This window comes from Pseudomonas putida, from assembly GCF_050989985.1.
Lineage (GTDB): Bacteria > Pseudomonadota > Gammaproteobacteria > Pseudomonadales > Pseudomonadaceae > Aquipseudomonas > Aquipseudomonas putida_AI.
The window spans coordinates 6,482,636-6,508,633 of sequence record NZ_CP158815.1 but is presented as its reverse complement, the minus strand read 5'-3'; the positions used below and the strand labels follow the sequence as shown (position 1 = coordinate 6,508,633).

General features: G+C 58.9%; 27 protein-coding genes and 2 tRNA genes. 12 read left to right on the top strand and 17 right to left on the bottom strand.

All coding sequences use genetic code 11. The annotated features are described in order from the left end of the window. Positions 1 to 141 precede the first annotated feature (141 nt). Positions 142 to 2,238 carry a TonB-dependent receptor gene (locus ABTV29_RS29680; RefSeq protein ID WP_433768058.1) on the bottom strand — a complete coding sequence of 699 codons (2,097 nt, stop codon included), beginning with the start codon at positions 2,236 to 2,238 and terminating at the stop codon, positions 142 to 144. A 444-nt stretch (positions 2,239 to 2,682) separates the two neighbouring features. Between ABTV29_RS29680 and ABTV29_RS29675 the strand changes: the two genes are divergently transcribed. Then, positions 2,683 to 3,969, top strand: coding sequence for an OprD family porin (locus ABTV29_RS29675; protein WP_433768056.1), 1,287 nt, complete (start codon positions 2,683 to 2,685; stop codon positions 3,967 to 3,969). 100 nt (positions 3,970 to 4,069) lie between these two features. Next, positions 4,070 to 4,327 (top strand): type II toxin-antitoxin system RelE/ParE family toxin, encoded by a 258-nt coding sequence (locus tag ABTV29_RS29670; protein ID WP_433768055.1) that lies wholly within the window; start codon positions 4,070 to 4,072, stop codon positions 4,325 to 4,327. Here ABTV29_RS29670 and ABTV29_RS29665 read toward each other — a convergent pair. Beyond that, positions 4,324 to 4,647, bottom strand: a complete 324-nt coding sequence (locus ABTV29_RS29665; protein WP_433768054.1) for a helix-turn-helix domain-containing protein — start codon at positions 4,645 to 4,647, stop codon at positions 4,324 to 4,326. The two genes, ABTV29_RS29670 and ABTV29_RS29665, sit on opposite strands and share 4 nt — an antisense overlap. Before the next feature lie 217 nt (positions 4,648 to 4,864). Between ABTV29_RS29665 and ABTV29_RS29660 the strand changes: the two genes are divergently transcribed. The 4 genes from ABTV29_RS29660 (at position 4,865) to ABTV29_RS29645 (ending at position 7,398) form a co-directional block, all read left to right on the top strand. Further along, the gene (locus ABTV29_RS29660) at positions 4,865 to 5,083 is read left to right on the top strand and encodes a tautomerase family protein (protein WP_175376510.1); all 219 of its coding nucleotides are present in this window, start codon (positions 4,865 to 4,867) and stop codon (positions 5,081 to 5,083) included. Continuing rightward, a complete protein-coding gene (locus ABTV29_RS29655) occupies positions 5,080 to 5,736 on the top strand; it encodes a DsbA family oxidoreductase (protein ID WP_433768053.1) in 657 nt (218 codons plus the stop codon). Before ABTV29_RS29660 ends, ABTV29_RS29655 begins: the two co-directional genes overlap by 4 nt. Positions 5,737 to 5,779: 43 nt before the next feature. Continuing rightward, on the top strand, positions 5,780 to 6,490 hold the full coding sequence (locus ABTV29_RS29650) for an SDR family NAD(P)-dependent oxidoreductase (protein ID WP_433768052.1): 711 nt from the start codon (positions 5,780 to 5,782) through the stop codon (positions 6,488 to 6,490). A 263-nt stretch (positions 6,491 to 6,753) separates the two neighbouring features. Beyond that, complete coding sequence (locus tag ABTV29_RS29645) at positions 6,754 to 7,398, top strand: glycosyltransferase family 25 protein (RefSeq protein ID WP_433768051.1); 645 nt, start codon at positions 6,754 to 6,756, stop codon at positions 7,396 to 7,398. 57 nt (positions 7,399 to 7,455) lie between these two features. On the opposite strand, the gene ABTV29_RS29640 is transcribed toward ABTV29_RS29645, so the two are convergent. From ABTV29_RS29640 to ABTV29_RS29615, 6 genes are all read right to left on the bottom strand, one after another. Further along, positions 7,456 to 7,531 (bottom strand) — tRNA-Thr (locus ABTV29_RS29640). Between the two features lie 417 nt (positions 7,532 to 7,948). Then, a complete protein-coding gene (locus ABTV29_RS29635) occupies positions 7,949 to 9,178 on the bottom strand; it encodes a methyltransferase (RefSeq protein ID WP_433768050.1) in 1,230 nt (409 codons plus the stop codon). Further along, entirely contained in the window at positions 9,159 to 9,848 is a 690-nt protein-coding gene (locus ABTV29_RS29630; RefSeq protein WP_433768049.1) for an ABC transporter permease, read from the bottom strand. Before ABTV29_RS29630 ends, ABTV29_RS29635 begins: the two co-directional genes overlap by 20 nt. After that, positions 9,845 to 10,540, bottom strand: a complete 696-nt coding sequence (locus ABTV29_RS29625) for an ABC transporter permease (protein WP_433768048.1) — start codon at positions 10,538 to 10,540, stop codon at positions 9,845 to 9,847. The genes ABTV29_RS29630 and ABTV29_RS29625 overlap by 4 nt, the downstream gene beginning before the upstream one ends. Before the next feature lie 78 nt (positions 10,541 to 10,618). Further along, on the bottom strand, positions 10,619 to 11,365 hold the full coding sequence (locus ABTV29_RS29620; RefSeq protein ID WP_433768047.1) for an ABC transporter substrate-binding protein: 747 nt from the start codon (positions 11,363 to 11,365) through the stop codon (positions 10,619 to 10,621). Between the two features lie 13 nt (positions 11,366 to 11,378). Next, positions 11,379 to 12,152, bottom strand: coding sequence for an ABC transporter ATP-binding protein (locus ABTV29_RS29615; protein WP_007972784.1), 774 nt, complete (start codon positions 12,150 to 12,152; stop codon positions 11,379 to 11,381). Positions 12,153 to 12,716: 564 nt separating this feature from the next. Here ABTV29_RS29615 and gabP point away from each other — a divergent pair. Beyond that, positions 12,717 to 14,108 (top strand): GABA permease, encoded by a 1,392-nt coding sequence (gene gabP / locus ABTV29_RS29610; protein WP_433768046.1) that lies wholly within the window; start codon positions 12,717 to 12,719, stop codon positions 14,106 to 14,108. Between the two features lie 87 nt (positions 14,109 to 14,195). On the opposite strand, the gene ABTV29_RS29605 is transcribed toward gabP, so the two are convergent. The 4 genes from ABTV29_RS29605 to ABTV29_RS29590 form a co-directional block, all read right to left on the bottom strand. Then, complete coding sequence (locus ABTV29_RS29605) at positions 14,196 to 14,648, bottom strand: hypothetical protein (RefSeq protein ID WP_433768045.1); 453 nt, start codon at positions 14,646 to 14,648, stop codon at positions 14,196 to 14,198. A 6-nt stretch (positions 14,649 to 14,654) separates the two neighbouring features. Continuing rightward, a complete protein-coding gene (locus ABTV29_RS29600; protein ID WP_433768044.1) occupies positions 14,655 to 15,071 on the bottom strand; it encodes a hypothetical protein in 417 nt (138 codons plus the stop codon). Between the two features lie 36 nt (positions 15,072 to 15,107). Beyond that, positions 15,108 to 16,082: an alpha/beta hydrolase family protein gene (locus tag ABTV29_RS29595; protein ID WP_433768043.1), complete on the bottom strand. Its 975-nt coding sequence runs from the start codon at positions 16,080 to 16,082 to the stop codon at positions 15,108 to 15,110. A gap of 68 nt (positions 16,083 to 16,150) precedes the next feature. Continuing rightward, entirely contained in the window at positions 16,151 to 17,209 is a 1,059-nt protein-coding gene (locus ABTV29_RS29590) for a PDDEXK nuclease domain-containing protein (protein WP_433768042.1), read from the bottom strand. A 263-nt stretch (positions 17,210 to 17,472) separates the two neighbouring features. Between ABTV29_RS29590 and ABTV29_RS29585 the strand changes: the two genes are divergently transcribed. Further along, complete coding sequence (locus tag ABTV29_RS29585) at positions 17,473 to 17,922, top strand: carboxypeptidase regulatory-like domain-containing protein (protein WP_433768041.1); 450 nt, start codon at positions 17,473 to 17,475, stop codon at positions 17,920 to 17,922. Between the two features lie 92 nt (positions 17,923 to 18,014). On the opposite strand, the gene ABTV29_RS29580 is transcribed toward ABTV29_RS29585, so the two are convergent. The 5 genes from ABTV29_RS29580 to ABTV29_RS29560 all read right to left on the bottom strand — a co-directional run bounded on the left by ABTV29_RS29580 (position 18,015) and on the right by ABTV29_RS29560 (position 22,237). After that, positions 18,015 to 18,090, bottom strand: a tRNA-Phe gene (locus ABTV29_RS29580). Between the two features lie 102 nt (positions 18,091 to 18,192). After that, positions 18,193 to 18,465: an oxidative damage protection protein gene (locus tag ABTV29_RS29575; protein ID WP_433768040.1), complete on the bottom strand. Its 273-nt coding sequence runs from the start codon at positions 18,463 to 18,465 to the stop codon at positions 18,193 to 18,195. Beyond that, on the bottom strand, positions 18,462 to 19,529 hold the full coding sequence (gene mutY, locus ABTV29_RS29570; protein ID WP_433768039.1) for an A/G-specific adenine glycosylase: 1,068 nt from the start codon (positions 19,527 to 19,529) through the stop codon (positions 18,462 to 18,464). Before mutY ends, ABTV29_RS29575 begins: the two co-directional genes overlap by 4 nt. Beyond that, positions 19,526 to 21,754: an AsmA family protein gene (locus ABTV29_RS29565; RefSeq protein ID WP_433768038.1), complete on the bottom strand. Its 2,229-nt coding sequence runs from the start codon at positions 21,752 to 21,754 to the stop codon at positions 19,526 to 19,528. Before ABTV29_RS29565 ends, mutY begins: the two co-directional genes overlap by 4 nt. A gap of 78 nt (positions 21,755 to 21,832) precedes the next feature. Next, positions 21,833 to 22,237 (bottom strand): acetyl-CoA sensor PanZ family protein, encoded by a 405-nt coding sequence (locus ABTV29_RS29560; protein ID WP_433768037.1) that lies wholly within the window; start codon positions 22,235 to 22,237, stop codon positions 21,833 to 21,835. 290 nt (positions 22,238 to 22,527) lie between these two features. On the opposite strand from ABTV29_RS29560, the gene ABTV29_RS29555 reads away from it, so the two are divergent. The 4 genes from ABTV29_RS29555 (at position 22,528) to ABTV29_RS29540 (ending at position 25,981) form a co-directional block, all read left to right on the top strand. Further along, entirely contained in the window at positions 22,528 to 24,189 is a 1,662-nt protein-coding gene (locus ABTV29_RS29555) for an OFA family MFS transporter (protein WP_433768036.1), read from the top strand. A 299-nt stretch (positions 24,190 to 24,488) separates the two neighbouring features. Next, entirely contained in the window at positions 24,489 to 25,082 is a 594-nt protein-coding gene (hisB, locus tag ABTV29_RS29550) for an imidazoleglycerol-phosphate dehydratase HisB (protein WP_024778052.1), read from the top strand. After that, a complete protein-coding gene (gene hisH / locus ABTV29_RS29545) occupies positions 25,082 to 25,720 on the top strand; it encodes an imidazole glycerol phosphate synthase subunit HisH (RefSeq protein ID WP_433768034.1) in 639 nt (212 codons plus the stop codon). The genes hisB and hisH overlap by 1 nt, the downstream gene beginning before the upstream one ends. Continuing rightward, positions 25,721 to 25,981: a DUF2164 domain-containing protein gene (locus ABTV29_RS29540; protein ID WP_433768033.1), complete on the top strand. Its 261-nt coding sequence runs from the start codon at positions 25,721 to 25,723 to the stop codon at positions 25,979 to 25,981. Positions 25,982 to 25,998: the final 17 nt, after the last annotated feature.

The following is a 25,998-nucleotide window of genomic DNA, read 5'->3' as shown; positions in this document are numbered from 1 at the left end:
TTTTATGGACGATAGATTTGAGGCCACCGCTTTCTATTGTGGGAGCGAGCCTGCTCGCGATTGCGGTGTGTCAGTCGACAGATTTTTTGACTGATGTTTCGCTATCGCGAGCAGGCTCGCTCCCACAGGGTTTCTTGGTGTTTAGAAGCTGTAGGTCCCAGTGACCACCACGCTACGCGGTTCCCCCGGCAGAATCTGCGCCGCACTGGTGGCCGACGAGTAGTAAGTCTTGTCGGCGATGTTGTTCAGCGCCGCACGCAAATCCCAATCCTTTTGCCGGAACCCGGCCAGCGCGTCCCAGCGCCCATAGCCCGGTAGCACGGTGGTGTTGAGGTTATCGGCGTAACGATCGCCCACCAGGGTCAAGCCGGTTTCGGCGTACCAGCCCATTTCCGGTTTCCAGGTCACGAACAGGCTGCCGTTGTGCTTGGCCACGTTGCTGATGCGCTTGCCTTCAAAGCCGTTGTTGTCTTTCTCGACCGTGGCGTCCTGTACGCCCACGCCACCGCGCACGTACCAGTTGCCGGTGATCTTGCCGGCGGCAGTCAGCTCGATACCGCGGGAGCGCTGCATGCCAGTGAGCAGGGTGATGGTCGGGTTGTTCGGGTCGCTGGTACGGCGGTTGTAGAGTTCCAGTTCGTAGATCGCCAGGGTGGTGCTCAAGCGGTCGTCCAGCCAGTCGCTCTTCACGCCGATTTCTTTCTGTTTGGTCAGCTCCGGGCTCAGGTCATTGGTGTTGCCGGCCGCGCCCGGCGTGATGCCAATCAAGCCACCGCCGACCGGGGAAAAGGTCTTCGACCACGAGGCGTAGAAGGAATGATTCTGCAGCGGTGTCCAGACCAGTCCTACACGCGGGCTGGTGCTATGGCTGTCACGGTCTTCGGAAATGTCCCGCAGTTTGTTGGTCGACTCGATGTCGAACGTGTCGTAGCGCAGACCACCGAGCAATTGCCATTGATCGTTCAGTTGCAGCTGATCCTGCACATACACCGCGCGGCTTTCGACCTCGGTGTGGGAACTGCTGCTGACCTGCATGCGGCCAGTGTGGCGCAGGTCGCGATTGGGGTTGTTCAGGTCCAGAGAGGGGACGGGCGAACTGCCCGGCCCGGAGGTGGCGGCGGTGTACAGCGTCGGGTCGCGGCGTTGGCTGCCGATCTCGATCCCGGTCAGCAGGCGATGTTCCAGGCCGAACGTATCGAAACCGCCTTCCAGCTCCACATTGTTGTAAACGTTACGAGTAGCCAGGTCTTGTTGCCAGTGCTGCCGCGAAACCCGGTTGGTCGCCGGGGTGTAGCCGGTCTGATAGGTGTTGTCGAAATCGCTGTTGAGCTTGAACACACCCAGGGTCTGGCGCAGTTGCCAGTTGTCGCTCAGTTCATAGGTGAGTTTCGAGCGCAGGGATTGAGACTTGTCGTCGATGAAATCATTATCGCTGAAGTAGGTGGTATCGCGCCCGACGTCCGCCGGGCGACCGTTTACCCCGGGAATACCGCGATCCGGCGTACGGTTGTAGCGGCTGTATTCGTACTGCACCAGCCAGTTCAGGTCGGGGGTCAGTTGCCAGCTCATGGACGGCGCGAACAGTTGGCGATTGCCGCTCACGCCATCGCGGAAACTGTTCTGGTCCATGTTGCCCATGTTCAGGCGCAGGCTGATGTTCTCGGAAGGGTCGGTGCTGAGGTCAGCGTACAGGCTGCGCAGATCATCGCTGCCACCCTGGGCTTCGAGGGTCGAGCGGCGCCCGAACTCCGGCAGCTTGCTCACCCGGTTGACGATCCCACCCTGGCTGCCCCGGCCATACAACACGGCTGCCGGGCCTTTGAGCACGTCGATGCGTTCGATGTTGTGCAAGTCGCGCACGTATTGGCTGTCGTCGCGGATGCCGTCGAGATAGAAGTCGTTACTGGCATCGAAGCCGCGAATGCGCAGGCTGTCGAAGCGGGTGTCGGCACCGCTGCTGACGTTGGGGATGCCACTGAGCGCCGTGCCCAGGTCGTTGGTGCCGTAATCGACGACGTTCTCGGTTTTGATCGAATCGATGGCCTGGGGAACGTAGCGTACCGGCGTATTGGTGCGGGTCGCCGTGTTGGTTTCCTTGACGCGTGGATCATCGGCTTCTGCTTCAGCGCTGATGGCTGTGGCAGGCAGGGTAGTCGGTGCAGCGTAGGAAAAACCGGCAGACAGAAATGCAGAAAGCCCAAGGCTGGTGTAGGGCAGAAGGCGAAAAGGGGCAGGCATTGAAAAGCGCATCCGTAGGATTTTTAGGGCTGTAGCGTGAACGGCGCGAATGGTAATGCTTGTTATTTACCTGCGTTAATTATTCTTGATAAACCCTTGTTCAGGTTTGTTTCTAATTGTGTCGATACTGCTACGTTTGGGCTGTTTCCCTTCATTTGATTTATGAAATATTCGTTGCAAATTGATTTTTTCTGCCACGTAAAATCATTTCTTAGACGTTTTTCGCCTAATTGCAGACGATTCATGAAATTGACACACCGTTAAAACCGCGGCTACGATTCGGCCCAACGCCTGTGGCAGACCGCCATAACCCCAAAATAATAAAAAGGCCCGCCGCGAATCATCGTGGGCGGGCTTTTTTGTTTGCGGAATGAAAAAAGAGCGCGATAGTGCCGTTTCAGCAGTTCGACACAGCGCGTTTCAACCCGTAATAAGGAAAACAACATGTTGAACAAGCGAATCAGCCTGATCGCTCTGGGGATTTTGAGCGCTTCACAGGCCATGGCTAACGACCAGGCCGAATCCAAGGGTTTTGTTGAAGACAGCAGCCTCAAAGTGCTGCTGCGCAACGCCTACATGAACCGTGATTTCAAAGACGGCAACGCCGATAAGTCCGAGTGGGGCCAAGCGGCCATCGGTACGTTCTCGTCCGGTTTCACCCAGGGCACCGTCGGTGTCGGCGTGGATGCCTTCGGTCTGTACGCACTGAACCTTGAGCGCAGCGAAGACCGCAGCGGCGCACAAGGTATCGACTTCTTCAAAAAAGGTGACAGCGGCCAACCGGCCGACGATCTGGCCAAGGCCGGCGCAGCCGTCAAATTCCGCCTGTCCAGCACCACGCTGACCTACGGCGACCAGATGCCGGCCCTGCCGGTGCTGAGCTACGACAACGTGCGTCTGCTGCCGGAAAGCTACACCGGCACCCTGATCACTTCCAAAGAGATCAAGGGCCTGCAACTGGACGCCGGTCGCTTCACCGCCGAATCGCGTAAGAGCGCCGAAGGCCATGACAGCGGTGGCCTGAAGTCCATCAACGTGTTGGGCGGTAGCTACCAGTTCACCGAACAATTCAAGGCTGCGCTGTACGCTTCCGACGTCGAAGACGTGTTGAAGAAGCAGTACGTGAACGCCAACTACGTGTTCCCGCTGGCCAAGGATCAGTCCCTGACCCTGGACTTCAACGGCTACCGCACCAAGCTGGATGATTCCTACATGCGCGACGTCGGCGCCACCGGCGACGACAACAAGATCTGGAGCCTGGCCGCCATCTACGCCACCGGCCCGCACTCGTTCACCCTGGGCTATCAGCGCAGCACCGGCGACAGCAACCTGGGCTACCCGTACGGCGGCTACCAGAAAGACCAGAACCGCATCGGCGACGGTGGCAACACCATCTACCTGGCCAACTCCTACTGGTCCGACTTCAACGCCGAAGACGAACGCAGCTGGCAACTGGGCTACGGCCTGGACTTCAGCACCTTCGGTGTACCGGGCCTGAGCTACAACTTCGCCTACGTGCGCGGTGACAACATCACCACCTCCACCAGCGAAGGCGGCACCGAGCGCGAAATCTTCAACCAGTTCAAATACGTCGTCCAAAGCGGCCCGGCCAAGGACCTCAGCGTGAAACTGCGCAGCTCCATCCTGCGCGTGTCGCAGAAATCGAGTGAGTACAACGTCAGCGGTAACGAAGTACGTGTGTTCGTGGATTACCCGATCAACATCTTCTGATGACGGGTTGTGGTATCGAGGCCTGATGAAAGGCTGAGAAAAGAAAAAGCCCCGACTGGCTCGGGGCTTTTTTTTGCGTGCTCGATGGGGAAAAGACCTCATGCGAGTGCAATACGGCGCGGGGCCAGACCTGGCGATCAAGCAACTGAGTTCAGTTGGGGCGGGTGCCATTGAGCTGATTATCAACGGTAGTCCTGCCTACCGATGCATCTACATTGCGAAGTACGCCGACACCATTTTCGTTCTTCATTCGTTCATTAAAACCACGAATGGAACTGATCGCCATGCAATGGTCGTTGCGCAGAATCGATTGAAGGAGCTCAAGGCGGAGCTTCGAAAAATGGGATTCAGCACTTAGCCCGCGTGGACTCGAGAAATGACGATCCGAGGCAAAGACGCAGCATCATTGGGTGCCAATGTGAATGTGGTACGAAAACCCAGTTTATCCAGCATATCCATCATCGCATCAATCGTGAATTTCTCGATCTTGCCAGTGGCCAGCTCTGAGACGCGTGACTGGGTTACATCAAGCATGGTTGCAGCCTCACTCTGTTTTAGACCTAGCTTTTTGATGCAGTCAGTGATGAATATCGACAGTTCCATTTTCAAGGCCATTTTGCTGGCGACTTCATCGTCATGTGTGACGTGGAAAGGGCTGTCGAAGAATTGAATGGCCATTGCCTTGCCTCGAAATATATAAAATTTAAGATAAGTCGAGGTTAGCTGACTGGCGATTTATGAGGCAACCGATTTTTTGCCGCACTCCGATATATAAATTACATCACGTAACTAATGATGTTCCCGCCCCCATATTTATCCCCTCCAGCGAACTCCATACATTGAGCTCCAACGCCTCTCCCATCATCCCGACGGGAAGGTCACTGGAGATTCCTCAATGCCTTTCGTAAGTGTCCGCATTACCCGCGACGGGGTTACCACTGAGCAGAAAGCTCAGGTGATCGCCGAAATCACTGAAACACTGGAACGCGTTCTCAACAAGCGCCCTGACCTGACCCACATCGTGATCGAGGAAGTCGACACCGATAACTGGGGTTACGCCGGGATCACCACCACCCAATACCGCAAGCAACTGGCGGAAGAGGGGAAGTCATGACGGCGGCGGTGACCATCGATTTCATCTCCGATGTGGTGTGCCCCTGGTGCGCACTGGGCGCGACGGCACTGGAGCAGGCAATCGAAAACGTGGCCGGTGAAATCTCGGTGGAGCTGACCTACAAGCCTTTCGAGCTGAACCCGAATATGCCGCCAGAAGGCGAGAAGGCCGTCGAACATTTGATGCGCAAATACGGACGCACCGCCCAGGACGTCGCGGCCGGCAAAAAGATGCAAATCGAACGCGGTGCGGCCATCGGCTTCAAGTTCGACCTGGAGAAGCGCACTCACTTCTACAACACCTTCGACGCTCACCGTTTGTTGTTCTGGGCGCAGGAAGAAGGGCGTCAGGTGGCGCTGAAAAAGATCCTGCTTCGCGCTTACTTCAGCGAAGGCCAGAACCCGAGTGACCAGCAGACGCTGGTGCGGCTGGCGGCTGAAGCCGGGCTGGATGAGGCCCGTGCACGCAAGGTGCTGGTGTCCGGCGCGTATGGCGATGAAGTACGTGAGCTTGAGGAGTTTTACCGGCAGCGCGGCATCAATTCGGTCCCGGCCATGGTCTTGAACGGTCGTCACCTGGTGTCCGGATCGCAGTCGGTCGAGTACTACGAACAAGTGTTGCGGCAAATGGCGTCGGCCCCCGCTGAAGCCTGATTCACCAAATTTCAGATCCCATTATTGGTTAGAGGTAAACATCATGAGCAATTCGAAAAAAGTCATCGTTATCACTGGCGCATCCCAAGGTCTTGGCGACGGCATGGTCAAGGCCTTCCGTGAGCAGGGTTACCGCATCGTCGCCACTTCGCGTTCGATCAAGCCGTCCACCGATCCGGACATCCTCACCGTGGCCGGCGACATCGGCGAGCCAGAGACCGCCCAGCGCGTGATTCGTGAAGCGATCGCCCGTTTCGGCCGCATCGACACCCTGGTCAACAACGCCGGTATCTTCATCGCCAAGCCGTTCACCCAGTACACCGCTGAAGACTACGCCAACGTGTTGTCGGTGAACCTCAACGGCTTCTTCTACATCACTCAACTGGCCATCGCCGAGATGGAAAAACAGGGTAGCGGCCACGTTGTGAACATCACCACCAGCCTGGTCGATCACGCCATCGACGGCGTGCCATCGGTACTGGCTTCGCTGACCAAAGGTGGTTTGAACGCGGCGACCAAATCCCTGGCCATCGAATACGCCAAGCGCGGCATCCGGGTGAACGCCGTGTCCCCAGGCATCATCAAGACCCCGATGCACGGCGAAGAAACCCACGCCGCACTGGGCGCCCTGCACCCGGTCGGCCACATGGGCGAGATCGACGACATCGCCAACGCGGTGGTGTACCTGGACAACGCCAAGTTTGTCACCGGCGAAATCCTGCACGTTGACGGCGGTCAGAGCGCGGGTCACTAAGCGCCGGGTTTCAAACGGCAGAAACAACAAAGCCCTCGTAGCGATACGAGGGCTTTGTCTTTCGCGAACGAGTCAGCGGCATTTTCGGAAGCGTCCGACATACACGGTAGCAAGATCCTGATGATCATTGGCCCCTCCCGCGGCACATCGCCAGGCAAGGTCATTGAAGGATTTCGAATGCTGCATCGCAATCAATTTCAAGCAGGTATGTCGACTGACCTGTCAGCGCTGAGCCGTCGCTGATGAGGTCCTCCAAGCCCAAGATGTCTTTCGACGTTGATCGCGTGTTTTGCATTTCCTTGAGGGCGCGTGAAGACAGGCGGATCCTGTTTCGGCGAACCGTCGCAACGCGGATAACCAACCCGATTGAGTTCCTACTTGTGGAGCGATGCAGCGACCCGGTCCAGGGATGCTATGAATCTCATCAGGCGCTGGCCAAAAGAGTCCTGGCTGAAAATTGGCAACGAATACTGATCTTTGAAGACGATGCGCAACCCTACGAGTTTTGCGCTGGGCAGATTCAGTGGGTGAACCGGTTCGTCCGAACAAAAAAATTCCAGTCGCTGCACCTGGGTTACAGCATGGGGCGAACCTGGCTGACCTGGTTTCCGTTTATTGCTCGCGGAAGAGTCGTCGCGCTCCATGCCTACATCATTTCGCGCGAAGCTTGTCAGATCCTGGCTGAAACGCCCTATTGCGCAAAACCTGTTGATGTTTTATTCAAGCAACGGATCAAGCAGCACTGCGTGTTTCCCATGCTCTTCCGTCAGCACGCGGCTGCTATTACCGGTAGCGATATCGAGGTGATTGCCTTGAATGAAGACGAGTGGTGGGAGCGAAATTGGAAGAGGCACCGGCGGTCGGTGTGGAGGAATATCTGGAGGACGATCCTGAGGATGGGGTTCTGATATCGATCGTCCGAAAACAACAAAGCCCTCGTATTGCTACGAGGGCTTTGTTTTGTATGGTGCCGGCACCAGGAATCGAACCCGGGACCTACTGATTACAAGTCAGTTGCTCTACCATCTGAGCTATACCGGCGTGTCAGGGCGACGATTATAGCGATTGGACAGGTTCTGTAAACCCCTGAATTCTGACTATTTTTGCCTGACGGATTGCGCAGGATCCATGGCGTGCCTGGATTGAGCTTTTCCATGGTTTCAGCGCGATCTGCGTGCCTGATAACCCGCCGCCAAATCCCCGCATTTTCTGCTCAAACAGCCCTTTGGTTTTGCGGTTATGTCTTTTTGATCGAACGCTTATGCACAACCGGCTTTTCAATGCGCGGGCGATTTGGCCAATTTGTGGATCCGTTCTCATGTGCACGCAAATCACTGTTTTTCGGGTTTTTTATTTGGGTGTACGAAAACTGAACAGTGCCGTTTCAGCCCTGAAACAGCTGTAAATATTGGATCCACGCTATTTTCATCAACAGAGTTATCCACAGGCTGAGAAGCTTTAAAGGCGTTCGGCCAGGATCAGGAAATTGCGTGGTGTGAGCGGGGTTTCGCAGAAGGTGCCGAGGCGAACACCGTAGCCCTGCTCCTGCAGGAAAAGAGCTCGGTCGAGCACCAACCAAAGTTCCAGCGGGCGTCGGAAAAGTCCGCGTAGGAGCTCCAGATTGCGGACCTGTGCCAGGCGCTGCCAACCGGCGGCTTCCCATGTTGGCCAGTCCTGAGCGCCGATTGTGGATAACTCTTTAAGCTCGGCCAAATGATGGCAGTAGTCGGCGAAGGGTTTATCCAGCCAGTGACTCGGCAGGGAGGGGGTGGGCAGGTATTCGTCAATGCCGCGCACCTGCCGCTGCAACAGGTCGAACGCCAGGCGGCGGGCCATCGAAGTGTCACGCTGGCGTCGGACCCGGGCACCGGCGGTCACGGTTTCGCTCATCGGTAACGCCAGATCATCGAGTGACAGCTGTAGGTCTGAGCCCTTGGCAGCTGAGGAAATCGGCGAGTATCGGGTCTGATTGATGCGGTTGTAGCAGCAGGGAGCGATGGCGAGTTGTTTGCAGCCTGCGGAGCTGGCGAGCTGGATCAAGCGCACGTGCAGATCGCCGCAGGCGTGGAGCGCAACAGGGGTGTGTTGAGCACTCAGCAATGCAGCCACACCGGCAGCAAGCACATCCTGTTCGACGTGTAGAGCGTGCAGTTGATGACGCTCACTGAGGGCCTGGCCGCTGGCAACCAGTGCCGGGTCGTATTCCAGGCAGGTCAGTTGTTGGCCAGGCTGCAGCAAGCGTCGTCCCAAATGGCCCTTGCCCGAGCACCAGTCCAGCCAATGGCTGGGGGTGTCGGCAAACTGCAATCGGCTGGCGAACGCTTCGATCTGCTGCCATTTGCGTCCCGGCACATCGACATTCAGTCGATGCGTCGCCGCTTCCAATGCGTGGGCGGGCAATTCATCCACTGCACTCAACGCCAGTGACGTCGCCGCCAGCGCAGCAAAAGGTTGCGGCGCATCCATCAGGGCAGGTTGGTTGTGCGCGCTTTCTGCCTCTTCCAGAGACCGCCCGCGTAGCCAGGTGGCCAATTCAGGGTAGGACGTTTCCCAAGGCAGTTGCAGGTGAGTGAATGGCCGTGGTTTCCACAGCGCCTGATGCTGTGTCAGAAAAGCATCCAGCGCGGCGAAACGGGCGAGCAGAGTCTCGCCCGTCAGCACGCAGGCATCAACGCCCTTGGCAGGCATCGACGCGCAGCCAGCGCTCCAGCAGCTTGAAGCCGCGCACCAGCACATAAGCCATCAACAGGTAGAACAGCCCGGCGGCGAAGAAGATTTCTACCGGCAGGTAGGTTCGGGCAATGATGGTGCGGGCCATGCCGGTCAATTCCAGCAGGGTCACGGTACTGGCCAGGGCGCTGGCCTTGAGCATCAGGATCACTTCGTTGCTGTAGGCCGGCAGGCCGATTCGTGCTGCTCGGGGCAGCATGATGTAGAACAGCGCCTTGGGTTTGGACATGCCCAGCGCCCGGGCCGCTTCGATCTCGCCCGGTGGGATCGCCTGAATGGCGCCGCGCAGGATCTCGGCTATATAAGCCGCGGTGTGCAGGGTCATGGTGGCCGTGGCGCACCAGAACGGATCGCGCAGATAAGGCCACATCGAACTGCTACGGATCACGTCGAACTGCGCCAGGCCGTAATAGACGAGGAACAGTTGAACCAACAAGGGTGTGCCACGGAAAAAGAAGATGTAGCCGTAGGGAAATGCCCGCACCCACCACAGGCGCGACGAGCGGGCGATGCCCAGTGGAATTGCCAGCAGCAAGCCGGCGATCACGGCGATGGCCACCAGCTCCAGGGTCAGGGTCGCGCCCTGGGCCAGTTTCGGCAGCCACTTGATGATGACTTCCCAGTTCATTGGGTGCTCCTCGCGAAGCCGCGAGCGGCGCGTTTTTCCAGGAAATGCATGCCGGTCATGGCCAGGATCGTCAGGCCCAGGTACATGAAGGCCGCGACCATATAGAAGGTGAACGGTTGCTTGGACACGGTCACGCCAATCTGTGCGTGACGCATGATTTCTTCCAGGCCGATCACCGATACCAGCGCGGTGTCTTTCATCAGGATCATGAACAGGTTGCCCAGGCCGGGCAGGGCGATGCGCCACATCTGCGGCATGATCAACCGGGTAAAGATGCGCCATTTCGACAGGCCCAGGGCCACGCCGGCCTCACGATGACCCTTGGGAATGGCGAGGATCGCGCCGCGAAACACTTCCGTGGCGTAGGCGCCAAAGCACAGACCCAGCGCGATCACGCCGGCGGCGAAGGCGTTGAGTTCCAGATCGGGGTTGCCGAAGAACTCGCCCAGGGCACGCATCATGTTGACGGTGCCGAAGTAGATCAGCAGCACCCAGAGCAATTCCGGGACGCCGCGAACCAACGTTGAATAAGTACCGCCAAGCCATTGCAGCGGCTTGTACGGGGAGGTCTTGGCCAAGGCGCCAAGCAGACCGAGCACCAGCCCCAGGCACAGGGCCGTGAGCGCCAGTTTCACAGTCATCAGCGCGCCAGCGGCAAGCGCCGGGCCGAATCCGTAGAGGTCGATAATCATGGATTTCTTTTCAAATCGCGGCAGGCAAGGCCGGGGACCTGCGCCGTCAGAAGGCGGCGCGGGTCCGGCAGGTCAGTATCAATAGATGCTGAACGGGAAGTACTTGTCGTTGATCTTCTTGTAGGTGCCGTCAGCGACGATTTCTTTCAGTGCGACGTTCAGCTTCTCGCGCAGAGGGTCGGCCTTGCGCACGGCGATACCGATCTTGTCGCTTTCTTCCACCGGGTCGCCCTTGAATTCGTAGGACTTGCCGGCGTCGCTTTTCAGCCACTCGTAGTTGACGTACTTGTCGGCCAGGATGGCGTCCACGCGGCCGGCAGTCAGGTCGAGGTAGGCGTTTTCCTGGGTGTCGTAGAGCTTCACTTCAACGCCCGGCATGTTGTCTTCCATCCAGGTACCGGCGAGGGTCGCACGTTGTGCGCCGATCACTTTGCCTTTCAGGGAGTCCTTGTCGGTTTTGAAGTCAGCGTCTTTTTTGGCGATGAACTGCAGCTTGTTCGAGTAGTACGGGTCGGTGAAGTCCACCGCTTGCTTGCGCTCGTCGGTGATCGACATCGAGGAGATCAGGAAGTCGAACTTCTTGGCGTTCAGGGCAGGGATGATGCCGTCCCAGTCGGAAGTGACCACGGAGCATTCGACTTTCATCTTGGCGCACAGGGCGTCGCCGATTTCCTTGTCGAAGCCGACAACGTTGCCGCTGGCATCTTTGTTGTTGAACGGCGGGTAGGCCGCTTCGATGCCCATCTTCAGGGTCTCGGCCATGGCACCGGCGCTGAAGGCCAGGGTGACGGCGGCGGCCAGGAAGACCTTTTTGTAGTTCTGCATGCGGGTAGCTCCGTTAGCGGTTGCTGGACATGAATTGTTTGCAGCGCGCCGAAAGCGGGTTTTCAAACACCTGCTGTGGCGATCCTTGCTCTTCGACCAGGCCCTGGTGGAGGAACACCACTTCGCTGGAAACCTGACGGGCGAAGCCCATTTCATGGGTGACCAGCAGCATGGTGCGGCCTTCTTCGGCCAGGGCGCGGATGACATTAAGTACTTCCTGGACCATTTCGGGGTCAAGGGCGGAAGTCGGCTCGTCAAACAGGATGACCTTGGGCTGCATGGCCAGGGTGCGGGCGATGGCCGCGCGTTGTTGCTGGCCGCCGGACAGTTGCGCAGGGTAGGCGTGGCGCTTGTCGGCGATGCCGACCTTGGCCAGCAGGGCTTCGGCGACTTCGATGGCTTCGGCTTTGCTTTGGCCGAGCACACGGCGCGGGGCCTCGATGATGTTGTCGAGCACGCTCATGTGCGGCCACAGATTAAAGTTTTGAAACACAAAACCAATCTCACTGCGCAGGCGATTGATCTGCTTGCCGTCGGCAGCGACCAGTTCACCGTTCTTCGCGGCCTTGAGCTTGAGTTCTTCGCCCGCCACCAGGATCTGCCCCTGGTGCGGGTTTTCCAGCAGGTTGATGCAGCGCAGGAACGTGGATTTGCCAGAGCCGGAGGAACCCAGGATCGAGATCACATCGCCGTCACGGGCGGTCAGCGAGATGCCTTTGAGCACCTCCAGCGAACCGTAGCGTTTATGCAGGTTGCGGATTTCAAGCGCGGGCGTGGCCTCAGCCATGTGCGTTCCTCATATATGTTGCGCTCCTGCTGTTGGTGGCCTTCCTGACGAGGCGGCCAACCTAGCATAGCGTTTCGATGGCAGCCAACCGCGCTACGGGCGGTAAACGGGTGGCATTGGGCAGGTTGTCGCATCGGCACAGCAGACTGTCGCCCAACCAACAACCGAACAGCCGTTTGAAGCGGGCTTCCAGTGGGAAAGCGGGTCGGCTGCCGCAAAAAAGGGCGCGATGTTGCCAGCTTTGGCGGGGTGTTGGAAGCGTTAAAGGACCAGACGCCCCCGATCCGCACTTTTATCGTGCGTCAAGCGCCTTTTGGGGTGTGTTTCCGGTGCGCTGTTTCGTTCCTAAAGTGGGTCACAGGGTAACGTTTTGGCAAAGTGCCATTACTTTCAATGACTTGCGATGACTGTCCGGTCTGGTTGAGATCACCGGATTAGAGGGATTTGAAACATTTTGGCGCAATTATTGCGTGCAGATTCCGGAACGCCCCGTTGGTTTCTTTTTACAAAAGGGAAATCCACACGGGATGCATGCATTCGCTTTTCCTTACAAAGGTAGTTTCAATGAGCAGTACCCAAAGCTCTAACGGCCTCGAACAGGGGCTCAAACCGCGTCACGTAACGATGCTGTCGATCGCCGGTGTTATCGGCGCCGGCCTGTTCGTAGGCTCCGGCCACGCTATCGCTGCTGCAGGCCCGGCTGTGCTGTTGGCCTACGCTGCCGCCGGTATGCTGGTGGTGTTGGTGATGCGTATGCTCGGCGAGATGGCCGTTGCTTCGCCTGATACAGGTTCCTTCTCCACTTACGCCGATCGCGCAATCGGTCACTGGGCCGGTTTCACCATCGGCTGGCTGTACTGGTGGTTCTGGGTTCTGGTAATTCCGCTGGAAGCCAACGCTGCCGCCACCATCCTGCACGCCTGGTTCCCTGGCGTGGATATCTGGGCCTTCGCCCTGGTCATCACCATGCTGTTGACCGTGACCAACCTGTTCAGCGTGAAGAACTACGGTGAGTTCGAGTTCTGGTTCGCCCTGCTCAAGGTCGTGGCAATCATCGGCTTCATCGTTCTCGGCGTTCTGGCGATTTTCGGCTTCCTGCCGAACAGCCAGGTCAGCGGCGTTTCGCACATATTCGACACCCAAGGCTTCCTGCCAAACGGCATGGGCGCGGTACTGGGTGCCATCCTGACCACCATGTTCTCGTTCATGGGTACCGAGATCGTGACCATCGCGGCCGCGGAATCGAAGAACCCTGGCAAGCAGATCTCCAAGGCCACCAACTCGGTGATCTGGCGTATCGGTTTGTTCTACCTCGTTTCGATCTTCATCGTTGTGGCCCTGGTGCCATGGAACGACCCGGTTCTGGCCAGCCTCGGTTCCTACCAGACCGTTCTTGAGCGCATGGGCATCCCGAACGCCAAGATGATCGTCGACATCGTTGTATTGGTTGCTGTAACCAGCTGCCTGAACTCGGCGCTCTACACCTCGTCGCGCATGTTGTTCTCCCTGGGCAAGCGCGGTGATGCACCGGCCATGTCCACCCGCACCAACAAGAGCGGCACCCCTTACTGGGCGGTGATGCTGTCCACCGGCGCTGCGTTCCTGGCAACTTTCGCCAACTACGTGGCCCCGGCTGCGGTGTTCGAGTTCCTGCTGGCCAGTTCCGGCGCCATCGCACTGCTGGTGTACCTGGTGATCGCGATCTCGCAACTGCGTATGCGCAAGCAGCGTATTGCGCGTGGCGAGAAAATCGCCTTCAGCATGTGGCTGTTCCCGGGCCTGACCTACGCAGTGATCGCATTCATCGTGGGCGCCCTGACCATCATGCTGTTCCAGGAAGCTCATCGCGTGGAAATCCTCGCGACTGGCCTGCTGAGCGTTCTGGTGGTTGCTGCCGGCTTGCTGGTGGCTCGCCGTCGTCGCAACGAAGGCGGTGTTGCTGCAGTAGCGCGCTGAGTCCTGGCTCAATCGACGCGTTGTTGAAATAAAAAAACGGCCGCTGTCAGTGATGACAAGCGGCCGTTTTTGTTTGTGCCGTATCTCTTATTCGGCTTTGTCTTCCGTCACATTCTGCGACTGGCGGTAGACGTCCAGTGCATCGCCGAAATCAGCAATGAACTGTGGATCGGACAGCCATGTCTGGGCAGCATCGCGGTCCATGCCGTCGGCCCACATGCGGTAGTCGATCAGCATGTCGGCGGCCAGGTGGGTGGCGGCCATGCCTTCGTCGTCGGCGTTTTCCATGTCCAGCAGTTCTGGGTGGTCAATGATGATAAAGGCCAGATCCCTCAGCAGCACGGAGAGCATTTCACTGCGGCTGATGGCTTCCGCATCGCGCATTTTGCTGAACATTGCCAGGGTGTATTCAGGGATCGGCTCGCCGATTTCACCCAGGTCATCATCCAGTGCGGCGGGTTTTCTGCCGTGGATATTAATTTGCTTGGCTTTGAGCTTGGCGCGTTTTGCGCGTTTCTGTTGCTTGTTCAGGGAGGCCATGGGAACTCAGTTTGGTTTCTGTTGGGATTGCGCGGCGATCGCGTCGGACGCGGCCACGTAGTCAGCCTGGAAGGCAGGGGATTCGATCCATGCCAGGGCGCCGGCTTCGTCGGTTTCGCTGGACCACTGGCGATACTCGATCAGCGCGGCGAGGATGAAGTCCATTGCGCCTTCTTCGCCTTCCTGCTCGTACACCAGCTCCAGCAGCGGGTCTTCGAGGAAGGCTGTGCACATGGCTTGCTGGCTGGTTTTTTCAGCGTCGATCATTTTCTTGAACAGATCGGTCAGGTCCACCGATTCGAAATCGATGCGGTCGTCGTTCGGGTCCAGCTCGACCGGCGCGGCGGCGCGTTGGGTGCGGTTCTGCTTGGCTTTGGCCTTGGCGCGGGAGGCGCGTTTTTGCTGCTTGTTGGCGGAGGCCATGGGCGTCGTTCCGTAATTCGTTGAAAGGGCAATGGCTCAGGCGCGTGGCACGGCTTGCCCGGGGGTGTCGGGGGCCAGTTCGCCGTGTTGCAACCAGGACAATGCAATGGGCCATAGTGTGGCTTGGTATGCGCTACGAAAAAAGGCGAAATGTCCGACTTCTTTTTCGCCAATGTCTTCGGGCGTGATGCGCAGGTGGGTTTTGGCGCTGCCGTTGAAGTAGCCCAGCAGGCGTTCGATGGCCGGGACGGTGCCGTAGGGGTCATCGCTGATGCTGATCGCGAGGACTTGCGCGTTGACCGTGGCGAAGGGCAGGCGACCGGTGGTTGCCTGCAGGAGGCGACCGCTGGGGCGTTTTTCGTAGCGCGGTGTGGGTGTGGCCCAGTCGCGGACCACGCCTGCAGGAGTGTCCTCGAGCCAGCCCAGGCGCTTGCCGGGAAAGAAACCGCACAGCAGCGTCACGATCGGCATCACCACATGCCATTTGCCGAACATGCGCCAGCGCTGAGCGGGCGCGTAATCGCGCCAGTAAGCGAACTGTGCACCGACCGTCACCAGGCGCCGGATAACCGGCCCTGAAGCTCCCAGGCCTGCTGCACAGCCGCCAAAGCTATGACCGACCACATCGACAGGCTGGCCCGGAAACTCGCGCTGCGCGCGCTGGAGCATCGCTTCGAAATCCAGGGCGCCCCAATCGGTCCAGGACGCCTCAAGCCCCTTGAGCGAAGCCGGGCGCGATTCACCTATGCCGCGGTAGTCATAGGTGATGACATCGAAATTGTTGGCGAACAGGTAATCGGCGAAACGCGAGTAGTGCCGACAGCGAACCGAGGTGGCGGCGTTGATGATGACGACGGGGCGGGACGAGTCCTGGGCAGCGTGCCGCCAGGTGAAGCCGCCGAGGATGAAACCGTCGGCGGCGGGGTGCTTGAAGGGCTCTGCAACGGCGTCCGCCGTCAGCGGCAGCTCGATTTGAGTGGGGGCCAGGGGTGGCATGTCCTGCAAATTCATGGGCACTGAACCTTTGCGGGTAGCTGCCAACGATAGTCTTCGTGCTGCGGATGAACAATCCGTCTGTTCTACTCAGGCATCTGGTTTAGCAATCGTTCCTCAATCATCGCCTGCTCCCGATCCAATTCCGCTCGCAGTTCGTCTTCAGTCGGCAATACCAACTTGTACTTGCTGGCGAAGAGTTGCTCATTGCCCTGTAGTACTGAGTAGCGTACGACAGACTCGTTTTTTTGAGCGCAAAGAATGATTCCGACAGTGGGGCCGTCCGTTTCTCTGCGTTTGAGGTCGTCGTACATACGCACATACATGTCCATCTGCCCAACATCCTGGTGTGTCAATTCACCGCGCTTGAGATCGAAAATAACAAAGCAGTTGAGCAGGTAGTTGTAGAACACCAAGTCGATATAGAAGTCTCTGCCTTCGGTGCTGATCCTTTGTTGCCGGGCAATGAAAGCGAACCCCTTGCCCAGCTCAAGCAGAAAGCCCTGGAGTTGTTCGATGAGGGCTTGCTCGAGTTTGGACTCGAGGACGAGTCCAGTATTGGGCAGGCCGAGAAACTCCAGCATCACAGGATCCCGAATGAAGTCCCGGGGGCTGTTGTTCATTGCATGAATGTTGGTGGCGGCCTCTTCCATGACGGCAGACTTGTCACGGCTCAGCAATAGGCGCTCGTAGTAGAGAGTGTTGATCTGACGTTCCAGACTGCGGCTTGACCAGTTTTGAGTGGCGGCTTCATTCATGTACCACTTGCGTGCCTTTTCACTGTCCACTCGGAGAAGCCTCCGGTAGTGAGTCCAGCTCAATTCGAGCCGCAGTGCGTCTCGAATTGGAAATGCCTGATAGAACAGTCGCATTTTTCGCAGATTGGTCTCGTCGAAGCCCTTTCCAAACTCCACTGTCAGTACCTTCGCAAGCTTGGCCAGCAGATGCTTGCCGTAAGCAGCGCGTCTGGAGCCATCCTGTTCGAACTCAACTATGTGTCGTCCGATTTGCCAATAGGTTTGTACCTGAGCAGTGTCGACTGCTCGCTGCACCGTCAGGCGAGCCTGTCGTATCAATTCACCAATATTGCCAAGCAGTGATGTGATCTGTGGGTCATGTGTGTCATCGGGTTTGAGGGCGCTCATCAAGTCTTCCGCGGGTGGCTGAACAGGCAGAAGAGGATGGCAAAGGAGCGTTGACCGAGGATGCAGGGCGCGGCCGAGAAACCGGAAGGAAGCTGACTGTCTTGCTGGCGGGAGAGGCCTTAAGCCGTGTGAGGCATCAGGGGTATTTCATGTAGTACGTTTCGTACTGGGCTCAATCAGGAATCGATCTAAAACCCGACCACTGCACCCGAAATCCAAATTAAGTAACAGATTGGGTTCTGTAGAGCCCGGGAGTCGTCATCATGAAGCGTTTCCATTCACTGATGTTGCCCCTCGCCACGGTCGGCGTTTTGATGTGTCCCGCTTTGCTGCACGCCACCAGTCTGGATCCTGTTGACAGTCAGGGTGTGCAGGTTCAGCGGCAGGAGCAAAACGGGATTGCCTATCTGTCCGGAGGTATTGGCGAGGATGAGTCGAAAGCCATCCAGCAGACTACCGGCTACAACCTGCACATGACTTTTTCTACCGGTCCGCAGAATGAATACGTGCCCGATGTGGATGTGGTCGTTCAGAAAACGCCGGGGCACCCGGTTCTGACCTTGAGCCAGGCCGGGCCTCTGGTCTACGCCCAGTTGCCTCCTGGCAAATACACGGTGGTCGCGACTCGAAATGGGGTAGAGCGGCATGACACCACGGATGTGGGCAGTGGCGCGGCGCGCAATCTGGTTTTTCACTGGAATGACCCTCAGTAGTCATGACCGGTGAAATGATCGCTGGAGGCGGCCGTTATTAAATGGCAGGCATAAAAAAACCCTGAATCTTTCGATTCAGGGTTTTCGGTATTTGGTGCCCAGAGACGGAATCGAACCGCCGACACGGGGATTTTCAATCCCCTGCTCTACCGACTGAGCTATCTGGGCAACGGGGCGCATTAAACGGGTTTTTCAGAGGGTCGTCAAGCAAGTTTTCAAAAAAAATTTAATTATTACCGTCGCTTACGTTCCGACCCCTGAAAAAACGGGTTATTCGGACGGCGGCACGTAGCCTTCGGCCTTGGCGTATTCCTCGCCTGCGAAGTACTTGTCCATCTCGGCCTGAAGGTATTTGCGGTCTTCGGCGTTCATCATGTTCAGGCGTTTTTCGTTGATCAGCAGGGTCTGGTGCTTTTGCCAGTCGGCCCATGCCTTGGCCGAGACGTGATCGAGAATGTCCTGGCCTTTGGCGCCAGGGAAGGGGGCGCGCTCCAGGGCGGGCAATTCTTCTTTGTACTTGCGGCACATGATGGTGCGGGTCATGACGACTCTCCTGCGTTCAATACGACGGCCGCGCGTTCGAGCAAGGTCTTGACCGGGGCGGCGAGGCCCAGGCGCGGCGGGGTGGCGAGGTTATACCAGAGCCAGTCGGCCTCGGCCACGTGATGGCCGGCTTCCTGGACCTGAACCAGCACGGGTTCGATGGACAACTGAAAATGACTGAAGGTGTGCACCAGGCCAGGCATCGCCTGTTGGGCACCGAGCTCCAGCGAGTGTTGCGCGGCCAGATGTTGCAGGTCTTCGAGGTCGTCGAGTTCCGGCAAGCTCCACAGGCCGCCCCACAGTCCCGTGGAAGGGCGACGGTAAAGCAGGATTTCGCCTTCACCGTTGGCGAGCATCGGCATCAGCGTGCGTTTCTGTGGAATGGCCTTGCGCGGCTTGGGAATCGGATAGCGGGTTTCCAGGCCGAGCATGTGCGCTTCGCAACCCTTTTCCAGCGGGCACAGCAGGCAGCTCGGCTTGCTGCGGGTGCAGAGCGTGGCGCCCAGGTCCATCATCGCCTGGGTGTAGGCATTGACCCGGTCATGCGGCGTAAAGCGCTCAGCGTTCGCCCACAGCTGTTTGGCGACCTTCGGCTCGCCAGGGTAGCCCTCTTGCGCGGTAAAGCGCGCCAGCACCCGTTTGACGTTGCCGTCGAGGATCGGCGCGCGCAGGCCCATGCTGATGCTGGCAATGGCCCCGGCGGTGGACAGGCCGATACCCGGCAGGTCGGTGAGTTTTTCCACATCCCGCGGGAATTCGCCGCCGTACTGCTCGACGACGATCTTCGCGGTTTTCTGCAGGTTGCGCGCGCGGGTGTAGTAGCCCAGGCCCGTCCACAGGTGCAGCACTTCGTCTTCAGGCGCAGCGGCCAGCGCCTGGACCGTCGGCAACGAGGCCATGAAGCGGTCGAAGTAGTTCAGCACCGTGCTGACCTGGGTTTGCTGCAACATGATTTCCGACACCCATACCCGATACGGATTGATGTCCTGTTGCCAGGGCAAATCATGCCGGCCGTGGCGGTCGAACCAGTCCAGCACCGCCGTTGAAAACTGCTCGGCTCTCATCGTTTGAACAGCCCCTTGAGTGCGTCCTTGAGTTCCGGGCTGACCTTGTCGCCAAGTTTTTCCTCGATCTTTTCGCCGATCCGCTCGCCGGCCATTTTGCTGGCGACCTGACCCATGCGCTCGTTGTCCAGCCGGCAGGCCTTGGCGCCCAGCTCGAGAGGGCCGCGGCAGCGCAACGGCCATTCGATGCCGACGAACTTCTCGCCCACCTGGCAGGCCGGGTCGGGCATGTCGCTCTTGTCGCCTTCGACGATGATGCCGACGCGATAGTCCATACCCAGCACCCGCAGATCGACATCGCCGTCGCCATTGACGGTCATGCCCGGGATGCGAACCTTCAGGTCCGGGTTGCTGGCCACGCCGTTGCGGAAATTCAGGTTGCCCTTGAGCTCCTGGAACGGTGTGTCCTTGCCCCGCGGTTCGCCGCTGAGGGTTTTGCGGTTGAGCGTGGCGATGCCTCTGCACAACTGTTGTTCGAGGTTGGCGTTGAGCAGCACGCCATTGTTGATCACGAAACTGGCGTTGCCGTTGAGGGTTTCGATCAGCGCTTTCTGGCTGTTGCCACTGCCAGTCAGGGTGCTGTTGAGGGTCACCAGGCCTTTGACCGGAGGATTTTTGCCCTGACTTTCGAGGATTTTCTCCACCGGCACCCGGCTGATCTGGGTCTGCAGGTTAAGCAGTGGCGCCTGTGGGCGTACGTCGAGGGTGCCTTTGGCGTCGAAGCTGCCTTCGTAGAGGTCGCCACGCAGGTCCGACAGGGTCAGCAGCCCGCCCTGGCCGTTGGCCTTGAGGATGGCGTTGTGGATCGGCAGTTTCTCCAGGGTCAACTGGCCGAAGGTCAGGTCGGCATCCACGTCCAGCTTGCTCAGGCGCTCCACCGGCAACAGGCGTTCATTGCTCCACGCCTCTTTGGTCGGTGCCGGCGGCAACGGAGTGGTGCCAGCGCCTGCCATGGCATCGGCTTCGGTACTGGCGACTTCCGCCTGGCGCACCTGTTTCGCGCTGTTGGCCTCGGCGGACTTCGGCGGCAGGTAGCGGTCGACGTTGAAGGTATCGGCCTTGAGCGTGGCGCGCAGCGATTGTTTGGCAAAGTCTTCGACCGCGATACGGCCGGTGAAGGTGCTGTCGTCGACTTTCAGATTGATGTCATCGAGCACAAGGCTGGTCGGCGTGGCTGCGAGACGGCTGACCAACTCGACCTTGCTCAGGCTGCCTTCGGCCATCTTTGGCAGTTGCTGGCCGATGCTGTCGACGAATTTCGCCAGATCGAACTGGGCAACCGACAGACCGCCACTGATCTGCGGGGTCTTGTCGAGTTCGTTGACCTTCAACTCGCCCAATGCGCGAAGCTGGTTGGCGGAGATTTTGATGCCGGTCCATTCAGCGACATTGGCGGCCTTGTCCAGCAGCAACTGCCCCTGGGCGGCAAAGGTTACGGTCTTGCCTTGCAGCGGATCGCCGGCGAGTTCACCGGACAGTCTCATGTCTTCGAGCTTGTAGCGCTGCAACGCGCGCTCAAAACGCAGCTCGCCGTTGAGTTCGGTCCGGACCCGCAGAACAGGCTGGTTGGTGCCCAGGAAGGCGGTGAGTTTCACCGGAATGTTGGTGGAGTCATGCACCGGACCGGTGCTCAGCTGGATACTTTCTGCGCTGAATTGACGGCCGGTTTTCTCGTCGCTGAATTCCACGCGGGCGTTATTGACGGTCAGGCTGTCGATGTCCAGGCGCATGGGTTGCGGCGGTTTCTCCGGCTGGGCGGCAGGTTGCGGCTCGGCCTCGCCGGTGGTGGCGGGCGGGGTGCCAGCGGTGGTCGCCTTGGCCGGGACCTTGCCGATGTCTTCCCAGTTACCGTGACCGTCCTTGTCGCGGTTCAGGCGCAGGTTCAGGCCCTCCACACGCACGTCGCTCATCTGCACTTCCCGGCGCAGCAGCGGCAGCACGCGCACCGAAAGACCGAGCATCTGCAAATCGGCGAAAGGCTCGGCCGGCTTGGCCAGGGTTGCCACGGCGGCGTCGTGCAGTTCCAGGCCAAGCCAGGGGAACAGGCTCCAGCCGATATCGCCATTGAGCGTCAGCTCGATGTGGGCTTTGTCGCGGGCAATCTGACGAATCTCGTCTTTATAGTCGTTGGGATCGAAGAGGTGGGTCAGGGCAAAGCCCAGCGCCACAATGATCAGCAACAACCCGAGAAGTACCAGACCCAGGATTTTGCCGAACGCTTTCATGGGCGAGTCCTTGTAGTTAATCGAATTCAAAATTTAGCCGAGGAGTATAGCGCCCCGCGGCGGACGACCGGTCAGCGATCACTCGGACAGGGCATCAAGTGGCACGTTCAGCTTCGCCGCCAGTGCCTGGGCTTCCAGGTGGCCGGCGGGCGCGAGCAGATGCAGGGTGGCGCCGGACTGGGCAGCCATGGCCTGTGCTGCACGCACCAGGCGCTCCGCGACCCCACGGCGGCGGGTGATTTTTCGTACGCACAATTGGGACAGATGCCAGATGTCCGCTTGCCGTTGCAGGCGCGCCGCGCCCAGCAGCCGATCATTGAAACGCCCTGCGATCAATGAGCCTTCCGCCAGATTTGTTTCAATCAGTTGCACGTCCCCTGTGAACGGCGCAAACAGCCACTGCGGAGCGTCGCGATAGATTTTCTGCAGATCTTGCTGATCCTGATCGGTGGCTTGATTCAGCAATTGGACAATGACCGGCATGGTCTCTCCTTGGAAGTGAGTCGTGGTGTGCAGGCGCAGCTTTCGGCAGCGTCAGCAGGGGAGCGCGTGAGCCAATAGTGGTACGAGAACAGACAACTTCGAAAAACGTGATGTCACTTTGGTTTTTCTGTCACGTGCAAATGGTAACCTTCGCCCGTTCGTCCGTCCTTCTGCGACCCGATGTCGCACCAAAGTTGAGCTTTCCCTGAAAAAACAGTCGTGCCTGCGTGCGCCAAGGCTGGAGGGTGAAGAGTGGCTGGCGAACCATACTAATAATTGGGGGATACACAATGACCACGAGTATTGCGGCTGACGGCTACGCCGACCAGCCCTCGTTCCTGTCCAAGGAGCGCATCATCGCCAAGCCCGGTTTCAACCGTTGGCTGGTGCCGCCGGCCGCTCTGGCCATCCACCTCTGCATCGGCATGGCCTACGGCTTCTCGGTGTTCTGGCTGCCACTGTCCAAGGCCCTGGGCATCACCAAGCCGCTGGCCTGCGCGCCAGACATGAGCTTCATCGCCCAGGTCTTTTCTTCGCAATGCGACTGGCCGATCTCGATGCTCGGCTGGATTTACACCCTGTTCTTCATCTTCCTGGGTTGCTCGGCAGCCATCTGGGGTGGCTGGCTGGAACATGCCGGGCCGCGCAAGGCTGGCGTCGTGTCGGCACTGTGCTGGTGTGGTGGCCTGCTGATTTCGGCGTTGGGTATCTACACCCACCAGATCTGGCTGATGTGGATCGGCTCCGGGGTTATCGGCGGTATCGGTCTGGGCCTGGGTTACATCTCGCCGGTGTCGACACTGATCAAGTGGTTCCCGGACAAGCGCGGCATGGCGACCGGCATGGCGATCATGGGCTTCGGCGGTGGCGCGATGGTCGGTGCGCCGTTGGCGACTGCGCTGATGAATCATTTCGGTTCGCCGGAAGGTGTCGGTGTATGGCAGAGCTTCGTGGCAATGGCTGCGATCTACTTCGTGTTCATGATCGGTGGCGCTCTGTCCTATCGCGTTCCGCCAACCGGCTGGAAGCCTGAAGGCTGGACTGCGCCGGCGAAAAAAGCTTCGAATGCGATGATCACCCATCGTCACGTACACGTGAACGTGGCGTGGAAAACCCCGCAGTTCCGCCTGGTCTGGCTGGTGCTGTGCCTGAACGTATCGGCCGGTATCGGCATCCTCGGCATGGCTTCGCCGTTGCTGCAGGAAGTCTTTGGCGGCAAGTTGCTGGGCAATGAGCTGGCGTTCGGTCAGCTGGACGCTTCGCAACTGGCGTCTATTGCCGCGATCGCTGCCGGTTTCACCGGCCTGCTGAGCCTGTTCAACATTGGTGGCCGGTTCTTCTGGGCATCGTTCTCGGACTTCCTGGGCCGCAAAAACACCTACTTCGTGTTCTTCGCCCTGGGCATGACGCTCTACGCCTTGATTCCGAATCTCGGTCATTCGGGCCACATCGCCCTGTTCGTGGCGGCGTTCTGCGTTGTCCTGTCGATGTACGGCGGCGGTTTCGCGACCGTTCCGGCTTACCTGGCTGACCTGTTCGGTACGCAAATGGTCGGCGCGATCCACGGTCGCCTGCTGACGGCGTGGGCAGCGGCGGGCGTGCTGGGTCCGGTACTGGTGAACTACCTGCGTGAGTATCAGTTGAGCATCGGCGTTGAACGTGCCGCCGCTTACGACATCACGCTGTACATCCTCGCGGGCCTGCTGGTGCTGGGTTTCCTCTGCAACCTGATGGTGCGCCCGGTGGCCGACAAGTACTTCATGACCGATGCTGAACTGGCTGCCGAACAGGCACTGGGTCACGACAAAGGCGCCGACGGCAGCACCGTGCTGGAGTGGAAAGCCGCTGCCGGCACCAAGCCGCTGGCGGTGGCTGCCTGGCTGGTGGTGGGTATCCCGCTGGCCTGGGGCGTGTGGGTGACGCTGCAGAAGACGGCGGTGCTGTTCCACTAAAGGCTCTGGCCCGGGCCTTGGCGGCCCGGGCCAGTCCTGCTTGACGCCGAACCTGTGGGAGCGGGCTTGCTCGCGAAGAGGGAGTGTCAGTCGACTTTAATGTTGCCTGACACGCCGCTTTCGCGAGCAAGCCCGCTCCCACATTTGTTTTGAAACTGTCCAAATGGCTTGTATGGACATGTCTATCGCCGGTGACTCGAGGGTCTGTCCGTCAGCGATATCACCTCCCGTGTTTCTGTTTGGCGCCCGCGCGCCTATAATGGCTGCCTTTTTCGCCCAATGATTTTGCGGAGCTGGTGATGGCCGAACGTAAGGCGTCTGTCGAGCGCGACACTCTGGAAACCCAGATCAAAGCCTCGATCAACCTTGATGGCACCGGTAAGGCCCGATTTGATATCGGTGTTCCTTTCCTTGAGCACATGCTGGACCAGATCGCCCGTCATGGGTTGATCGACCTGGATATCGTCAGCAAGGGTGACCTGCATATCGATGACCACCACACCGTGGAAGACGTCGGTATCACCCTCGGCCAGGCATTCACCCAGGCCATCGGCGACAAGAAAGGCATCCGTCGTTATGGCCACGCCTATGTGCCGCTCGATGAAGCACTGTCGCGCGTCGTGATCGACTTCTCCGGCCGCCCTGGCCTGCAGATGCATGTTCCGTACACCCGCGCCACCGTCGGCGGTTTCGACGTTGACCTGTTCCAGGAGTTCTTCCAGGGCTTCGTCAACCACGCCAACGTCACACTGCACATCGACAATCTGCGTGGCCACAACACCCACCACCAGATCGAAACCGTGTTCAAGGCTTTCGGCCGCGCGCTGCGCATGGCCGTCGAGCTCGATGACCGCATGGCCGGGCAAATGCCATCGACCAAGGGCGTTCTGTAATGCAGACAGTCGCGGTTATCGATTACGGCATGGGCAACCTGCACTCGGTGGCCAAGGCCCTCGAGCACGTCGGCGCCGGCAAGGTGCTGATCACCAGCGATGCGAGCGTGATTCGCGAAGCCGACCGGGTGGTTTTCCCAGGTGTCGGTGCGATTCGCGATTGCATGGCGGAAATCCGTCGCCTGGGCTTCGATGCGCTGGTGCGTGAAGTCAGCCAGGACCGTCCGTTCCTCGGCATCTGCGTCGGCATGCAAGCCTTGCTCGACAGCAGCGAAGAGAACGACGGCGTCGACTGCATCGGCCTGTTTCCGGGGGCGGTGAAGTTCTTCGGCAAGGACCTGCGTGAAGACGGCGAGCACCTGAAGGTCCCGCACATGGGCTGGAACGAAGTGAAGCAGACGGTCAATCACCCGCTGTGGCACGACATTCCGGACATGGCGCGCTTCTACTTCGTGCACAGCTACTACATCGCCGCCGCCAATGCGCGCCAGGTGGTGGGCGGCGGCCACTACGGGGTCGATTTCGCCGCGGCGCTGGCCGATGGCTCGCGTTTCGCCGTGCAGTTCCACCCCGAGAAAAGCCATACCCATGGCCTGCAACTCTTGCAGAACTTCGCTGCGTGGGACGGTCGCTGGTAAATGGCTGTCAAGAAATCCAAGCCGCCAATCCTCTCGCTCACCCCTGAGCAGGAGGTAGAGGCCAACCGCAAGATCAAGCGCTTCATGGAGGAGCGCTTCGAGCTTGATTTGGGCTCGTTCGAGGCGGCCGAGATTCTTGAGCTGTTTACCCGCGAAATTGCTCCGCACTATTACAACAGAGCGATTTTCGATGTGCAGACGCACCTCAAAGAGAGGTTCGAAAGCATCGAAAGCGACCTGTGGGCGCTCGAGAAAAACTGATTTCCGAGCCAAGCTGA

What these genes read in the sequence shown, in the direction of transcription:
- ABTV29_RS29625 (WP_433768048.1), bottom strand. Translation starts at nt 10,540, where the DNA reads ATGATTATCGACCTCTACGGATTCGGCCCGGCGCTTGCCGCTGGCGCG.
- ABTV29_RS29565 (WP_433768038.1), bottom strand. Translation starts at nt 21,754, where the DNA reads ATGAAAGCGTTCGGCAAAATCCTGGGTCTGGTACTTCTCGGGTTGTTG.
- ABTV29_RS29660 (WP_175376510.1), top strand. Translation starts at nt 4,865, where the DNA reads ATGCCTTTCGTAAGTGTCCGCATTACCCGCGACGGGGTTACCACTGAG.
- ABTV29_RS29575 (WP_433768040.1), bottom strand. Translation starts at nt 18,465, where the DNA reads ATGACCCGCACCATCATGTGCCGCAAGTACAAAGAAGAATTGCCCGCC.
- ABTV29_RS29555 (WP_433768036.1), top strand. Translation starts at nt 22,528, where the DNA reads ATGACCACGAGTATTGCGGCTGACGGCTACGCCGACCAGCCCTCGTTC.
- ABTV29_RS29605 (WP_433768045.1), bottom strand. Translation starts at nt 14,648, where the DNA reads ATGGCCTCCCTGAACAAGCAACAGAAACGCGCAAAACGCGCCAAGCTC.
- ABTV29_RS29585 (WP_433768041.1), top strand. Translation starts at nt 17,473, where the DNA reads ATGAAGCGTTTCCATTCACTGATGTTGCCCCTCGCCACGGTCGGCGTT.
- ABTV29_RS29645 (WP_433768051.1), top strand. Translation starts at nt 6,754, where the DNA reads ATGTCTTTCGACGTTGATCGCGTGTTTTGCATTTCCTTGAGGGCGCGT.
- hisH (WP_433768034.1), top strand. Translation starts at nt 25,082, where the DNA reads ATGCAGACAGTCGCGGTTATCGATTACGGCATGGGCAACCTGCACTCG.
- ABTV29_RS29595 (WP_433768043.1), bottom strand. Translation starts at nt 16,082, where the DNA reads ATGAATTTGCAGGACATGCCACCCCTGGCCCCCACTCAAATCGAGCTG.
- ABTV29_RS29600 (WP_433768044.1), bottom strand. Translation starts at nt 15,071, where the DNA reads ATGGCCTCCGCCAACAAGCAGCAAAAACGCGCCTCCCGCGCCAAGGCC.
- ABTV29_RS29635 (WP_433768050.1), bottom strand. Translation starts at nt 9,178, where the DNA reads ATGCCTGCCAAGGGCGTTGATGCCTGCGTGCTGACGGGCGAGACTCTG.
- hisB (WP_024778052.1), top strand. Translation starts at nt 24,489, where the DNA reads ATGGCCGAACGTAAGGCGTCTGTCGAGCGCGACACTCTGGAAACCCAG.
- ABTV29_RS29615 (WP_007972784.1), bottom strand. Translation starts at nt 12,152, where the DNA reads ATGGCTGAGGCCACGCCCGCGCTTGAAATCCGCAACCTGCATAAACGC.
- ABTV29_RS29670 (WP_433768055.1), top strand. Translation starts at nt 4,070, where the DNA reads ATGCGAGTGCAATACGGCGCGGGGCCAGACCTGGCGATCAAGCAACTG.
- mutY (WP_433768039.1), bottom strand. Translation starts at nt 19,529, where the DNA reads ATGAGAGCCGAGCAGTTTTCAACGGCGGTGCTGGACTGGTTCGACCGC.
- ABTV29_RS29540 (WP_433768033.1), top strand. Translation starts at nt 25,721, where the DNA reads ATGGCTGTCAAGAAATCCAAGCCGCCAATCCTCTCGCTCACCCCTGAG.
- ABTV29_RS29630 (WP_433768049.1), bottom strand. Translation starts at nt 9,848, where the DNA reads ATGAACTGGGAAGTCATCATCAAGTGGCTGCCGAAACTGGCCCAGGGC.
- ABTV29_RS29655 (WP_433768053.1), top strand. Translation starts at nt 5,080, where the DNA reads ATGACGGCGGCGGTGACCATCGATTTCATCTCCGATGTGGTGTGCCCC.
- ABTV29_RS29590 (WP_433768042.1), bottom strand. Translation starts at nt 17,209, where the DNA reads ATGAGCGCCCTCAAACCCGATGACACACATGACCCACAGATCACATCA.
- ABTV29_RS29620 (WP_433768047.1), bottom strand. Translation starts at nt 11,365, where the DNA reads ATGCAGAACTACAAAAAGGTCTTCCTGGCCGCCGCCGTCACCCTGGCC.
- ABTV29_RS29680 (WP_433768058.1), bottom strand. Translation starts at nt 2,238, where the DNA reads ATGCCTGCCCCTTTTCGCCTTCTGCCCTACACCAGCCTTGGGCTTTCT.
- ABTV29_RS29650 (WP_433768052.1), top strand. Translation starts at nt 5,780, where the DNA reads ATGAGCAATTCGAAAAAAGTCATCGTTATCACTGGCGCATCCCAAGGT.
- ABTV29_RS29560 (WP_433768037.1), bottom strand. Translation starts at nt 22,237, where the DNA reads ATGCCGGTCATTGTCCAATTGCTGAATCAAGCCACCGATCAGGATCAG.
- gabP (WP_433768046.1), top strand. Translation starts at nt 12,717, where the DNA reads ATGAGCAGTACCCAAAGCTCTAACGGCCTCGAACAGGGGCTCAAACCG.
- ABTV29_RS29665 (WP_433768054.1), bottom strand. Translation starts at nt 4,647, where the DNA reads ATGGCCATTCAATTCTTCGACAGCCCTTTCCACGTCACACATGACGAT.
- ABTV29_RS29675 (WP_433768056.1), top strand. Translation starts at nt 2,683, where the DNA reads ATGTTGAACAAGCGAATCAGCCTGATCGCTCTGGGGATTTTGAGCGCT.